Annotated in this window: 18 protein-coding genes; all 18 read right to left on the bottom strand. The window is 27.2% G+C overall.

Annotated elements, in window-relative coordinates; all coding sequences use genetic code 11:
* Positions 1-122: 122 nt before the first annotated feature.
* The 18 genes from csrA to H9660_RS14405 all read right to left on the bottom strand — a co-directional run bounded on the left by csrA (position 123) and on the right by H9660_RS14405 (position 14,196).
* Positions 123-347: a carbon storage regulator CsrA gene (gene csrA, locus H9660_RS14490; RefSeq protein ID WP_191751094.1), complete on the bottom strand. Its 225-nt coding sequence runs from the start codon at positions 345-347 to the stop codon at positions 123-125.
* Positions 348-479: 132 nt separating this feature from the next.
* Complete coding sequence (gene fliW / locus H9660_RS14485; RefSeq protein WP_191751093.1) at positions 480-908, bottom strand: flagellar assembly protein FliW; 429 nt, start codon at positions 906-908, stop codon at positions 480-482.
* A 12-nt stretch (positions 909-920) separates the two neighbouring features.
* Positions 921-1,916 (bottom strand): flagellar hook-associated protein FlgL, encoded by a 996-nt coding sequence (gene flgL, locus H9660_RS14480; RefSeq protein WP_191751092.1) that lies wholly within the window; start codon positions 1,914-1,916, stop codon positions 921-923.
* A 12-nt stretch (positions 1,917-1,928) separates the two neighbouring features.
* Complete coding sequence (gene flgK / locus H9660_RS14475; RefSeq protein WP_191751091.1) at positions 1,929-3,764, bottom strand: flagellar hook-associated protein FlgK; 1,836 nt, start codon at positions 3,762-3,764, stop codon at positions 1,929-1,931.
* Positions 3,765-3,777: 13 nt separating this feature from the next.
* On the bottom strand, positions 3,778-4,185 hold the full coding sequence (locus H9660_RS14470) for a flagellar protein FlgN (protein WP_207729493.1): 408 nt from the start codon (positions 4,183-4,185) through the stop codon (positions 3,778-3,780).
* A gap of 4 nt (positions 4,186-4,189) precedes the next feature.
* Complete coding sequence (gene flgM / locus H9660_RS14465; protein ID WP_191751090.1) at positions 4,190-4,462, bottom strand: flagellar biosynthesis anti-sigma factor FlgM; 273 nt, start codon at positions 4,460-4,462, stop codon at positions 4,190-4,192.
* 190 nt (positions 4,463-4,652) lie between these two features.
* Complete coding sequence (gene fliY / locus H9660_RS14460; protein ID WP_191751089.1) at positions 4,653-5,777, bottom strand: flagellar motor switch phosphatase FliY; 1,125 nt, start codon at positions 5,775-5,777, stop codon at positions 4,653-4,655.
* Positions 5,770-6,765: a flagellar motor switch protein FliM gene (gene fliM / locus H9660_RS14455; RefSeq protein ID WP_191751088.1), complete on the bottom strand. Its 996-nt coding sequence runs from the start codon at positions 6,763-6,765 to the stop codon at positions 5,770-5,772. The genes fliY and fliM overlap by 8 nt, the downstream gene beginning before the upstream one ends.
* A gap of 14 nt (positions 6,766-6,779) precedes the next feature.
* On the bottom strand, positions 6,780-7,178 hold the full coding sequence (locus H9660_RS14450; protein WP_191751087.1) for a chemotaxis protein CheW: 399 nt from the start codon (positions 7,176-7,178) through the stop codon (positions 6,780-6,782).
* A 22-nt stretch (positions 7,179-7,200) separates the two neighbouring features.
* Positions 7,201-7,560 (bottom strand): response regulator, encoded by a 360-nt coding sequence (locus H9660_RS14445; protein WP_191751086.1) that lies wholly within the window; start codon positions 7,558-7,560, stop codon positions 7,201-7,203.
* 15 nt (positions 7,561-7,575) lie between these two features.
* Positions 7,576-8,175 carry a chemotaxis protein CheC gene (locus H9660_RS14440; protein ID WP_191751085.1) on the bottom strand — a complete coding sequence of 200 codons (600 nt, stop codon included), beginning with the start codon at positions 8,173-8,175 and terminating at the stop codon, positions 7,576-7,578.
* A gap of 16 nt (positions 8,176-8,191) precedes the next feature.
* A complete protein-coding gene (locus H9660_RS14435) occupies positions 8,192-10,201 on the bottom strand; it encodes a chemotaxis protein CheA (RefSeq protein WP_191751084.1) in 2,010 nt (669 codons plus the stop codon).
* Between the two features lie 14 nt (positions 10,202-10,215).
* A complete protein-coding gene (locus H9660_RS14430) occupies positions 10,216-10,980 on the bottom strand; it encodes a CheR family methyltransferase (protein ID WP_191751083.1) in 765 nt (254 codons plus the stop codon).
* 8 nt (positions 10,981-10,988) lie between these two features.
* Positions 10,989-11,579 carry a CheB methylesterase domain-containing protein gene (locus tag H9660_RS14425; protein WP_191751082.1) on the bottom strand — a complete coding sequence of 197 codons (591 nt, stop codon included), beginning with the start codon at positions 11,577-11,579 and terminating at the stop codon, positions 10,989-10,991.
* A 14-nt stretch (positions 11,580-11,593) separates the two neighbouring features.
* A complete protein-coding gene (locus H9660_RS14420; protein ID WP_191751081.1) occupies positions 11,594-12,085 on the bottom strand; it encodes a chemotaxis protein CheD in 492 nt (163 codons plus the stop codon).
* 5 nt (positions 12,086-12,090) lie between these two features.
* Positions 12,091-12,537 carry a chemotaxis protein CheW gene (locus H9660_RS14415; protein ID WP_191751080.1) on the bottom strand — a complete coding sequence of 149 codons (447 nt, stop codon included), beginning with the start codon at positions 12,535-12,537 and terminating at the stop codon, positions 12,091-12,093.
* A 187-nt stretch (positions 12,538-12,724) separates the two neighbouring features.
* The gene (locus tag H9660_RS14410; protein ID WP_191751079.1) at positions 12,725-13,540 is read right to left on the bottom strand and encodes an aminotransferase class IV; all 816 of its coding nucleotides are present in this window, start codon (positions 13,538-13,540) and stop codon (positions 12,725-12,727) included.
* A gap of 17 nt (positions 13,541-13,557) precedes the next feature.
* Entirely contained in the window at positions 13,558-14,196 is a 639-nt protein-coding gene (locus H9660_RS14405) for an HAD-IB family hydrolase (protein ID WP_191751078.1), read from the bottom strand.
* Between the last annotated feature and the right edge of the window lie 229 nt (positions 14,197-14,425).

The following is a 14,425-nucleotide window of genomic DNA, read 5'->3' as shown; positions in this document are numbered from 1 at the left end:
AGATAAACATTGTATGAGGTTGCCTTAGAGCGCATGCGACGGAGCAAGGAATATAATGTTTATCTCTTATTTTATTAATTTTTAACTTCCAACTACTGTTGGAAGTTTTCATTAATTCTTAATTATTCATTCTTCATTTTTAATTTCTTAAGTATTTCCTTATTTATATTCATTGCTTCTTTATTTTCATTTTCTACTTCTTCAAAAAGCTCTTTTCTTAATATTGTCATTTCCTTAGGGGCCTTTATAGCAAGCTTTACGCTTCCGTCTTCTATTTTAGAAACTGAAATTTCTATATCATCACCTATTAAAATAGATTCTCCTTTTTTTCTTGTTATAACTAGCAATCTTATACACCTCTTTGCAATTAATAATTAATAACTTTTAATTTATAATTATCAAAACTTAATACAATTAAATTTTATAAGCCTTTTATAAACTTTGTTTAGTTTTATTTATTATTCATTATACATTATTAATTATAAATCATTAAAGACTTTAGTTTTTATTTTATATTTCTCTTTATCTAGTATATATTGTTCCCCTTTTTGGTTAGTTATATTTATAACTAACGGTGCTTTTAAATTAGCTGTTATATTTTCAACTCTTTCGTTTAAAGTTACTAAGGAATACAAAACTACCTCTTCTTCTTTTTTTATTCTTAAATTTTTTAGTATTTCTTCACTTAGCTTTATTTCATAGCTATCTATTATCATAAAAGGAGAAATTACTATAAATCCTATATCCTTATCTTCTATAGATTGAAGTATATTAAAGGGGCTATCCTCTCCAACTTCTTTTATTATGAATTTCTTTAAATATTCAAAGCCTGGTATCCCTCTTTCAAAGGTTATTATTTCATTTTCTTCATATATCATTTTCCCATGTATTGGTGATATTATTTCCATATTAATTTACTCCTAACTTAAGAAGTCCAGTAGCGACGGTTGAATAATTTTAGCACTTACTTGAAGGGCTGCTGTATAAACACTTTGTGCTACTGTTGCCTGTATTGTTTTTTCTGCAAAATCTATATCTTCAGTTTGAGATAAAATATCTGTTAAATTAAACTTTTGCTCTTCATTTTGATCTGATGCTGATTCCATTCTATTTTGTTTTGATCCAACTTCTGCTCTTATTTTTAATAAGTTTGACATAACTTCATCCATACTACTTAAGTTTTCATTAGCTACTTTACTACTTTCATTTGCATCTTCTGATGCCACATTATTTACAATATCTTTAAGTAAATTCATTACATTTGAACTTACTCCGTTTTTATCTTTAAATAAAAGTACATCTGTTGCTGATACATTGTAATCCATAGTAACACCTTGAGATACCTCTACACTAAGTTTCTTTCCTATCATATTAATTTGATTTTGTACATTTTCGTCTAAATCATCTAAATTTAAAACTTCTCCATTACTTCCACTTAAATTAATTAAGTTATTTCCACTTATGAAATCTTTACTACTTACTACAGGTTTTGAATTTCCTTTAGTTCCACCAAATATATACTTTCCATCAAAGGTAGTATTTAGTATTTGTGTTATTTCGTTTATCTTTTCATTCATTTCATCTCTTATAGCGCTTTTTTCATCACTTCCATAAGCTGCATTTCCTGCTGAAACCATAAGTTCTCTAAATCTTTGAAAGCTATTTCCTAGCTGGTCTAAAGCTGTATCTGTTGTATCTAACCAATTTGTAGTATCCTTTATATTTTCATTATATTGAGTATTAGTTGCTATATCTCTATTTAACTGCATACTTCTTGCAACTTTAAATGGATTATCTGAAGGTCTACTTATTTCCTTGCCAGATGTAAGCTGATTATTTATTTTCTTCATATAATTTTGATTTCTTCCTAAATCTCTTAAAAAGCTTTTACTCATCATTTGGTTTGTAATTCTCATTTATCTTACCTCCTATCTCTTTAATCCATTAATTACAACTTCTAAAAGTTCATCTATAGTTGAAATAATTTTTGCATTTGCATTATATGCATGTTGGAATTGAACTAAATTAGCCATTTCTTCATCTAATGAAACACCTGAAACTGATGCTCTACTTTCTTCTATGCTATATAATAAATCTTCTTGATTAGTTACTATTCTTTGAGCTTCTTGGGCTTGAACCCCTAATCTATCTATAGTATCTTTAAAATATGAATCCATCTTCATACCTGATACACTATTTTCTATATTTAATCCATTATTTGAAAGGGAACTACCACCTTTATTCTTATCAAACATATCTTTCCTTGAATTTACTGACTCGTTTATATCTTGAATTCTTATTAAAGAATCTCTAAGCTGTGCAATAGCTAAAGCTCTTGATCCATCACTATCTCCATCTACATTGTTTTCATTAGTATAAGCAAATAAATCATCATGAGTTTTAGTTTTGATTTTCATTACATCCTCTAATATTTCCTTATTTATAGAAATATTTTTAGCTGTAATTTCTTCTTCTCCTCGTAAAGTTTCATCTATATTACCTAATACTCCATTAGTTCTATAATTAGCTATATCTTTATTTACAAAGAAAGGTAAATAATCTTTATCTGCTCCAGCTGAATTACTTAATGGATCTTCTATTCCACTATGAATAGCATTTACTGAAAAAGCTAATCCCTTTGCTAATTTGTTAAGCTGATTCATATAATCTTCAACATCTTGTTGAACAGATACTAATCCACTTACACTACCTGTTTCTGGTTTAAACACCATAAGTTCAGAATAAGTTATTACATCTCCATCCTTAATTGGAAATCCATCGCCTTTAGCTGCTTGCCCATTTTTATCAGCCCAAAGTATTCTATTATCTTTAATTTCCTTTGCTTGCTCTTTAGTTATTCCAGAAATCTTAAAGGTTTGTTTATTAGATTCACTATCCATATTTCCATTTTTGTAGTATGTAACTATATAAGTGCTTTCTGAAAAATCACTTTTATCTAGCTCTACATCCGTAACATAAGAAAATCTAGATACATTAGAATTAGGACTAGAATTCACTAATAAAGTTGAGCTCATTCTTCCTGCTTCTGTAGGTTTTACATCTATTCCATTAAATTCTTTTTTATCTATTTGAATTCCAAATTTATAGCTTAATTCATCAAGCAATGAATCTCTTTTATCCATTAAATCATTTGGTGTATTTCCTGAAACAGTAACACTTATAATTTCTTGATTGACTCTATCTATTTGTTCAAGCATACTATTAACTTCTATAACTGTACTCTTAAGCATATCCTGTGCATTAGTTTGTAAATTTTCTAATTTTGTATAAGTTGCATTTAAAGCATCTGCTAATGCAGCTGATTGTTGCGCTACAACAGTTCTAGAATTTGAACTATTAGGTTGCTTTGAAAGCTCTTGAAAGGCATCAAAGAATTTCCCCATTAATGTTGATATTCCTGTATCTGATGGTTCATTAAATACACTTTCAACTTCATATAAATAATTATTTCTCATATCATATTTACCTAAAACTGAATTTTCACTTCTAACTTGAAAATCTAAAAAATTATCTCTAACTCTCTCAATTGCTTGAATTTGAGCTCCAGTCCCTAATTGACCTGCTTGCATTGATGAGTTCATAGCAGTACCACCAAAAGGTCTGCTTGTTTCTATTTTAGCTCTTTGCCTTGAATATCCTACCGTATTTGAGTTTGCTATATTATGAGAAGTTACATCAATACTTTTTTGCTGAACATTCATTCCACTTTTTGCTATATTAAATGTTGAAAATAATCCTGACATATATTTTCCTCCACTATCTTCTTATATTTCCATAAGAATTATAAGTTGCTGCATCTTTTTTAGGATTAATTATATTTAAAATTTTGTTAGTAAAACCTAATTGTTGTCTTATTAATAATTCATTTGTATCTTTTTGAAGCACCATTTCATTTAATAATTTTTTAATACTTCTATAACAATTATCTAAATCTTCATTTTTAGAATTTTTTATATAGTCCCCAATAGATACATTTCCTAAAAATTTTCTTCTTTCTACCTCTGCTTCTGCAACTTCTCTATTTTGTAATTTTATTTCCTCTACAACTGCTTCCATACCAAATATATCTTTATTTATAATAAGCTTATATTGTTTATCTAATAAGCTTAAAAGTTCTCTTAACTTTTCTTCTTCAAAATGAAGGATATCCTTTAAATTTTTCATAATACTATTCCTTATCTCTCATTGCATCTAGCATTCCTTTTGCAATAAGTCTTGCATCATAAGAATAAGTTCCATTTGCAATTTCATTTTTCAATTCCATAACTCTTTTTTTATTATCATAATTATTTTCAACTGAATAATCTTTTAAAGCTTTAGACGCTTCAGAAATCTCTATTCTATCGCAAATTGTTTCTTTTTCAACTTTATTTACCTTATTAGAAGAAATTTTATTATAATAGTTAATTCCGCTTGTATAATTAATTCCTTTTATATTCATACCGTCCTCCATTAATTTCTTATATATTTTATTTATCGTTCTTTTTCTTTAAAAGTTTAGATATTTTACTGAAAAAGTATTTTTTATAAACTAAAAAGTGATGTTATGTAATTTAAATTATTTTGCTGTTCTTTTCTAAGTCAACAAAAAATCACATATCATCACTTTAATCTTAAATTAAATAATATTTTTATTTTAATGATTTAATTCTTTCAGTACCACTTACAATACTTGTAATTCTTACTCCGAAGTTTTCATCAACAACAACTACTTCTCCAAAGGCTATCTTCTTACCATTTACTAAGATTTCAACTGGCTCTTCTGCTAATTTATCTAACTCTATTAAAGAGCCTGTGCTTAAATCTAATATATCTTTTATACTTTTTTTAGTTCTTCCTAAAACTACAGATATATCTAAAGGAACATCTAAAATTAAATCTATATTTCTATTAGGCTCAGAAACTTCTCCTTGAATTAAAGTTTCGAAACTAGCTCCATGAACTTCAATAGAATTATCATTATTTTTTTCATTAAATGATTCTGTTATAGCTTCCTCAGCTTTTACAAAATTATTAATATCAAATTGCTTCTCATTAATATATGTATTTGAAGGTACCTCTTCATTTACAATTTTATCTTTACTTTCTTCTTTTCCTTCTTCTTCACCCATCATTATAGAAACTATTTTCTTTGCTGTATCTATAGGTAATATTTGCATCATATTTGATTGAAGCAATCCTTCTATTTTTAAATCAAAACATACTTCTACTATTTGCTCATTTTCTGGTATGTTTTCAGTTATAGATTGATCCATGCTTTCCCATATCTTAGACTTAGGCGGAGAAATATTTACTTCTCTTGAAAACATAGTAGCCATTGAAGTTGCTGCAGAGCCTATCATTTGATTCATTGCCTCTTGTACAGCACTTATATCTATTTCTGATAAATGAGAAGTTGAAACTTGTCCATCTCCTCCCATCATAAGATTAGCTATTACTGCTGCATCCTTAGTTTGCATAATTAATATATTTCTTCCTGTAATACCAGAAATATATTTGACATCTAATATTATATTAGGATATTTAAATTCTTCCTTTATTTCTCTTAAAGTAGTTATTCTAACCTTAGGTGTAGTAATATTTACTTGTTTATTTATAAGTTGATAAAGAGCTGTTGAAGCTGATCCCATAGATATATTTCCTATTTCACCTAGTAAATCTTTTTCTGTTTCTGAAATTTTTGTAGGCTCAACTACTTCTTCAGTACCCCTTAACAATAAATCTATTTCTTCCTGAGATAAAAAACCATTACTCATTCTCAATCACATCCTTATTTAAAATATCTAAAAGTTCAACTCCCATGTTTTTTCCTATAATTCCTGGCTTAGCTATAAAGCATTCTTGATTTTCTACAAATACTTTTACAGGATCACTGCATTGAGAATTTAAAATTAAAACATCTCCCTCAACTAACTTTAAAAAATCATCAATAGTTATTTGTGTTTCACCTAACTCTACATGTATATCTACTTCTACAGGTTCTATTCCTTTTTTTAATTTAGCTTTTACTTCATCAGCTAATTCATCATCTTCACCTTTAAACCAATATTGAACTACAAGTTTATCTAAAACTTTTTCAATACTTAAATAAGGAATACATAAATTCATATATGTAGAATTTTTCCCTAGCTCTACTAAAAAGCTAAGTAATGCTACAGGCTCATTTGGAGCTAAGGTTTGATTTGCTGTAGGATTAGTTTCAAGAAATTCAAATTCTGGTTTTACATCTAAAATCCCATCCCACGCTAACACCATATTTTTTATCATTTCTGATGTTATATTAGATAAAATATTTTTTTCTATCTCAGAAAATTCCTTTATGTTTTCATTTTTTTCGCCTGTTCCTCCTAGGAGAATATCTAAAATTTGAAATGAAAATTGAGGATTCATTTCAAGTAATATATTTCCTTGAAGAGGTGGCATTCTAAATATTGTTAATATAGTTGGATTTGGAATTGAGTGAACAAATTCTTCATATGTAATTTGTTCAACACTTTGAATTTCTATCTTTACATGCTTCCTAAGCTGACCAGAAAGATAATTACTAACTATCCTTGCAAAGGAATCATGAACCATTTCTAAGGTTCTAATATGATCCTTAGAAAACTTTTGTGGACTCCTAAAATCATATTTTTTAACTTTATGTTTTTCTTCTTTTTCTTTTAGCTGTTCTGGTTCAACAGCACCTGTAGATAAGGCAGAAAGAAGAGCATCTATTTCACTTTGACTTAAAACCTCTGCCATTCTATCCCTCACTTCTATTGATTTATTAGCTTTTCTATATCTATCACAGTTAGTAATCTACTTTCTAAATCAATTATTCCTTTTATATAATATTCACTATTGTGAGTTTCTAATTTTTGAATTTTTTGCTCCTCTATATTTATAACTTCTTCTACTTCATCTACAGTTATTCCCAATTCCTCCTCATCAACTTTTAATATAATAATATTATTTTGCTCTTTATGGGAATTAATGTTAAGTAACAAATTTATATCTACTAAGGATTTAATGCTCCCTCTTAAATTTATTAAGCCTTTTATATAATTAGGAGCTTTAGGAACTTTAGTTATAGGCATCATATCATTAATACTTAATATCTTATCTGTATCAACTGCAAAATGCTCTTCCCCTAATTTAAATATTACTAATTGCATCTAATATGCCTCCTATTGTAATTTAGCCAACTACCTTTCTTATAGCTTCTAAAACTCTATCAGATTGGAATGGCTTTACTATAAAATCCTTTGCCCCTGATTTAATTGCATCCATAACCATAGATTGTTGTCCCATTGCAGAACACATAATTATTTTTGCATCTTGGTCAAATGCCTTAATTTCCTTAACCGCTTCTATTCCATCCATATCTGGCATTGTTATATCCATAGTAACAACGTCTGGCTTTTCCTTTTTGTATAAATTTACGGCTTCTATTCCGTTGCTTGCTTCACCTACAACTTCAAAACCATTCTTTTGTAATATATCCTTTATCATCATTCTCATGAAAGCTGCATCATCAACTATTAAAACTCTTGTCATTTTAAATCCTCCAAACTATTTTATTCCTAATGATTCTAATATTTTTTCTAAAGATCCTGGAGCAGGAACAAAGTATAAATGTCCTTCTGTATTATTTTCACCTGCTCTCATAAAAAGCGTTTCTATATCTAAAACATAATCTTGATATTGACCAGTTTCCATAAATGTAGATACTAGTATTGCACTAATCATATCATTTACTACAGCTGGTACTGAAGCTGTTGCTCTTAATCCTGTAAAATCAGCAATAGCATTCATAAATGAAGAAGCTATTATATTACCAATTTCCCCAAGTACAGAAATCCCCATTTCAGTTAATACCTTTTCTTCTGTTAAAGTCATTTTAGAAATCATATTTAAAGCAACTGATGAATCTAATACGTATAAAATACTTCCTTCAATATCATCTAAAACTTTAACCAAAACTGCAACAACTTCATTTTCCTTATAACTATTAAATAATTCGTCAAAGGCTATTAAATTCATATTAGGTACAGACATATCTATTTTAGTTCCAAGAAGCATAGATAGTGAAGTAGCTGAATTTCCCGCTCCTATATTTGAAACCTCTCTTAAAGCATCTAATTGAAATGAGGTTAAATTTTGGTATTCCATAAAACCACTCCTTTTTTTAAATTAAGGCTGCAACATCAAGAATTAAAGTTACTAGGCCATTTCCTAAAATTGTAGCTCCAATATATTCCTTTAAGGATTTTAATGTTTTTCCTAAAGGCTTTATTACTATTTCTTGTTGACCAAATAATGAATCTACAAGTAATCCTACAGTTTTTTCACCAACTTTAACTATAATAATATATTTCTTTTTGCTCTCTTTATTATCTATACCTAATCTTTCATTTAATCTAATTAGAGGTATAACATTTCCTCTATATATTATAACTTCTTCTCCATTAGTCTTTTTAACATTTTCTTCTTTATAATCTATTACCCTATCTATAAATCCAAGAGAAATTGCTAAAGTTTCTTCTCCCACTTTAACTAATAAAGCTTGTATTATTTGTAAGGTTAAAGGTAATTTTATAATAAATGTTGAGCCTTTTCCTTCTTCACTAATTACATCTACACTTCCCCCTAGAGATGAAATTTTTGTTTTAACTACATCCATTCCAACTCCTCTTCCTGAAATATCAGTAACTACAGAATTTGTACTAAAGCCTTGAGCAAATATAAGATTCCTTATATCATTATCACTTAATCCTTCTGTACTTATCCCTATTTTTTCAGCTTTATTTTTAACCTTTTCTAAATTTATACCAGCACCATCATCAGTAACTTTTATTAAGGCTTTAGTTCCTTCTTGATAAGCCACAAGTTTAATAGTTCCAACAGGTTCCTTCCCCTTTGCTATTCTTTCCTCTTTACTTTCAATACCGTGATCTGCTGCATTTCTTAATAAATGTATTAAAGGTTCTCCTATTTCATCTATGACGGTTCTATCTAATTCTGTTTCAGAACCTTCTATTATAAAGTTTATTTCTTTTTTAAGTTCTACAGATAAATCTCTTATCATTCTAGGGAATCTATTAAAAACAACCTCTAATGGAAGCATTCTTATTTTCATAACTAAATCTTGAAGATCAGAAGTAGTTCTTTCTACTTGTTCTAATGTTTCTATTAATTCTTGAGATTTATCATCTATAACTATTTGTTCTAACCTAGTTCTATATATTACAAGCTCAGATACCATATTCATAAGTTTATCTATTTTATCTAAATCTACTCTTACAGATTGATGAGCTCTTTTATTGCCTAAACTAGCTTCTTTTTTCTTATCCTGAGATACTATTTCTTTAGATTTTATATCATCATTTGCATTCGTATCCTCTAAAGTATTATTTACAGATTCTTTTTTATCATCTTCCTTTGAAATAACATAAGAAGTATTTACACTTTTAACTTCTGATATGTTTGAAACTATTTTATTTATATCTTCTTTAGTTTTTGTTGTAATTAATACAAAGATTAATTCTGTATCAAACTGTTCATTTTCAATATCTTCTGTCGTTGGAAAAGATTTTATAACTTCTCCTTGTCTCTCTAATTCTTGGAATATTAAAAATGCTCTAGCTGATTTTAATAATGTATCTTCTCTTAAAAAAATTTGAGTTATTACTCCATTAAATCCATTACTTTTTGCTTGTTCTATTACTGAAATATCATATTGATTTAAATTTATATCTATATTTTCATTTTCAGAAAAACTTTCCTCTTCTAAAACTTCTTTATCTTCTTGAAATTCTTCAAGCTTTGCAACACTTTCAAGGGCTTGTATTACACTATCAATTTCAATAATTTCTTCATTACCGTCTTCTATATTTCTTACCATTTTTTCTAGTGTATCTAAACAGTCAAATAATACAGTTACTACTTCTCTAGTTACATTAAGTTTTCCTTCTCTAAACTCTGATAAAATATCTTCCATCTTATGAGTTAATTCAGCTATATTGTTAAATCCCATAGTAGCTGCCATTCCTTTAATTGTATGTGCAACTCTAAATATTTGATTTAATTTATCTATATCATTAGGCTCTTGCTCTAAATCTAGTAATGCCTCATTTAAAGTTTGTAAATTATCCATTGACTCTTCTAAAAACATGCTCATATATTGAGATACGTCCATATGATTCACCCCTTTTATACTCTCTTGTAAATAAATGTAGAAACTTTTTCTAGGTTGAATTCTTTATAGTTATAAATACTTTCTGTAGCTCCTACAAACAATAATCCATCCTTTTTTAATGAATTAGAAAACTTTTTAAAGATTTCTTGTTTAACTTCATTTTTAAAATAAATAATTACATTTCTACAGACTATTAAATCAAAACCATCTTCATAGGAATCTACTATTAAATCATGTTTTTTAAAAGTCACCATGGCTCTTATTTTATTATCTATTAAAAATCTATCATTTACCTTGTTAAAATATTTAGATTTATAAAATTCACTTACATTTTTCATCTCTACAGGTAAATATTCACCTTTTTCTGCCCTTTTTAAAATGTTGCTATCTATATCAGTAGCTATTATGTTTGCTCTTATATTAGGTGCAATTTCTTTTATAATCATTGCTATACTATAAGGTTCACATCCTATTGAACAAGCCGCACTCCAAATCTTTAAGCTGAAGTTATTCTTACTATACTCTTTTAAAATATCTTGAAGTTCAAGAAACAATTCCGGATTTCTAAAAAACTCTGTTACATTTATTGTTATAAAGTCTAAGAATTTTTCTCTTTGCTCTTTATCTACACTAAGTATCCTTTTATAATCTTCTAAAGAAGTTACTCCTATTCTTGACATTAAACTTCCTATTCTTCTATTTAATTGTTCTGGCTTATATGCATTTAAATTAATTTTAAATTGTCTATAAACCCAATCATGAAAATCTGTAAAGTCCATAGCCCCTCCTAACTTGCTTTAATTAAACTCTTTATTTTTGATGCTATATCCTTTAGAGGAAGTACATAATCTACACAACCTGTTTCATAGGCACTTTTAGGCATTCCATAAATAACCGAACTATTTTCATCTTGAGCAATGGTTGTCCCATTATTTTTTTTCACTACAGCCGTTCCTTCTGCTCCATCCTTGCCCATCCCAGTAAGTATTACTGATAAAATTCTATTATTATATATAGGCGCCGCTGATATAAATAATTTATCTACAGCTGGTCTTACTCCCCATATTGGATCTTCCTTATTTATTTCTATAATATCTTTTTCTTTAACTATCATATGATATCCACCAGGTGCTATATATATTTTATTTTTTTCAATTTTAATTTTATCTTCTGCTTCTAGAACCTCTAATTCACATCTTCTATTTAATCTTTCAGCAAAAGTTTTCGTAAATCCACTTGGCATATGTTGAACTATTAGAACTGCTGCATTTAATTCTTTATCAAATTCAGTAATTATTTTTTCTATGGCATTTGGGCCACCTGTTGATGCTCCAATTAATATAATATCTTTACTATTTTTCAATGCATTAGTTATCAATAATATAACACCCCCTATAGTCGTTTAAGATCACTCCCAATACTTCTTATCATCACTGATCCGTCTTCACTTTCAAAGATCATCGTTCTCCCTTTATTACCACCAACATCCTTTCCAACTATAGGAATTGATAACTTTTTAATAGTTTCAATAACCGCTATACTATTCCGTTTTCCAATATCACTAATTATTTTTTTATCTGGAAAATTGAACATAGATGCTCCACCTGCTATTTTGGCAGTCATATTTTCTTTTTTACATCCTTTAAGTATCATTTGATTAACTAGATTTTCAACACCTAAATCTGCATACTTTAAAGGATTTACTATATTTTTAAATTGCTTACTATCTGGTAACATAATATGTACTAATCCTGCCATTTTTCTTTCTCTATCATATATAGCTATTCCAATACAGGATCCTAGTCCCATAGTAATCAATCTATCTGGGGATGATACTATAGCGCTATCTGCTATTCCAACTCTAATTTCTTTTTTATTATCCATTATTTTCACCCCTGAAAAATAATTTCTTCTTCTTGAGCAGTAAGTACCTTTTCTAAATCAAGCATAATTATGATACTTTCTTTCTTTTTAATTAATCCTTTTATGTACTTTTGCGAAATTAAAGTTGAAAGACTATTTGGATTCTTTATTTCATCTTCTAAAATATTAATAACTTCACTAACACTATCTACTAATATTCCAAATTTTCCATTTTCTCTTTTTACTACGATAATCTTTTTATCTAAACTTTCTTCTTTTTTTAATTTAAACTTATCTACGAGATTTATGATAGGTAGTACACTATTTTCATAATTAATTACTCCCTCTAAAAAACTTGGAGAGTCAGGAAGTGCTGTAGGTTCCTCATATCCTAAAATCCTTTCAACTTCCATAATATCTGTAGCATAAAATTCATTCCTAAGTTTAAATACTAGGATTTTTATCTCTTTCATTTCTCATATCCTCCTATAGAAGTAGTTTTTATACTTCTAAACTATCATCTTTCTCTATATACTGTATGTTTTTGAAGGCTTTTTTAATATATTTTCTTTTATATATTCTCCCTTTACCCATATAACAAAATAATCATACCATAATTTAGTTTTATTTTAAATATTATTCAATTTATAATAAAACTTTTTATTTTTTAAATTTCTCTATATATAAGTTGATTTCTTCATCAAAAATTTGCATTAAATCTCTCATCAGTTTATTTTTTACATCCATTTTTACTTCATTTATACATTCTATTGGAAGTATTTTAGGAGATGTCCCTGATATAAACATAGCATCGAAATCTTTTATATCTTTATAATTAATATTTTTTTCTTCAAATTTTACACCATTTTTTTTGGCTAAGGCTATTATTCTTCCTCTCGTAACCCCTGGTAAAACTTCTTCTAATGGAGAAGTATATAAAGTTTCATCTTTAATCATAAATATATTAGATTTACTGCCTTCTGTAATATATCCATTATTATTTACAAGTATAGCTTCAAATGCATTAGATTTAATAATTTCTTCTGTTACCTTTTCTCTAAAATTATTGTCTACTACCTTAGCATTAGGATTTGTTCTTTCACCGTGATAAAGAATTGTTTTAACTCCCTTATTATACATATCTGAATCTGGGTAATTATGTTTTATGCTAAAAACTTTCATAGTATCTGTTTTTATATCAAATGTTAATTTAATATTACCAACTTCAACCTTATTAGCTTTAATTAAACTAATTAAATAATCTTTAATTTTATCATATTTATATGAAAAAGGCTTATTCATTAATCTAAATGATAGCTCTAATCTCTTAAGATGATCTTCATAAAATAACGGAACTCCATTAACAACCCTTATAACCTCATATATTATTCTTCCTTTTTCCTTTGAATCTACAGTATAATTACTTATTTCTTCTATATGTCCATCTTCTAGATAATATTTTAAAATAGCATCCATATAAATTTTCCTCCTTACTACTTCCATTTTAGTATTTCAAAATTACTTTTCTTTTTATAATTAATTAAATATGCATTCCCTACTAAATCTAATAAAGGCTTATCTGATAAAGAGTCTGAAAACATATATGAATTTTTATAATCTACTTCTATATTTTTCTCTTTTAGAACTTCTTTTAATCTTCTTACTTTTTCTTCACCCTTACAATTTTCACCATTCATTTTTCTCATAAACATTTTATTTTCTATAGAAAATTTTGTTCCTATAATCATATCCACTTCTTTTATTGCATAAAATTCATTTAAATAAAATTCTGGTGATGCAGAAATTAAATATATTTTATATCCTTGTCCCTTTAATTTCTTCATCATATTTATTGCATCTTCATATAATATTTTTTCTAAAACATCTCCATAGAAATTTTTAACTAATTTTAATAAATCATCTTCATGTATCTTATCTATAAATTTAAGAAAGGATTCTTTAACTCTTTTTTCATCATAAAATCCTATCTTATACATTGCACCACTATATAAGGCTCTTGGTAAAAATCTAATATTTTTAATATCTTTTAAAACAACATATTTATATAATTGCATTAATGTTTCTTTCTTAGTTATAGTATAGTCTACATCAAATATCGCCAATTTATCCATTTACTTTTCCTCCGAGTATTTCAATAACAATTATATACTAAAATTTACTATTTATAAATATAAAAATAGCTATATGATTTCTACTTATTTCATTTCAAAAGTAAAATAAATATATGATAGTATAAATAAAAAGCAAAAAACTCCATAGGAGTTTTTAATTGCTTTTATTACATATTTTTATCTACAAATTTTTTATTTTAATTTTCTTAAATATCTCTCAATTCTATTT

It is taken from the genome of Clostridium gallinarum, assembly GCF_014836325.1.
Classification (GTDB): Bacteria; Bacillota; Clostridia; order Clostridiales; family Clostridiaceae; genus Clostridium; species Clostridium gallinarum.
The sequence above is the reverse complement of the archived record's forward strand: the minus strand, read 5'-3'. Positions and strand labels throughout refer to the sequence as shown.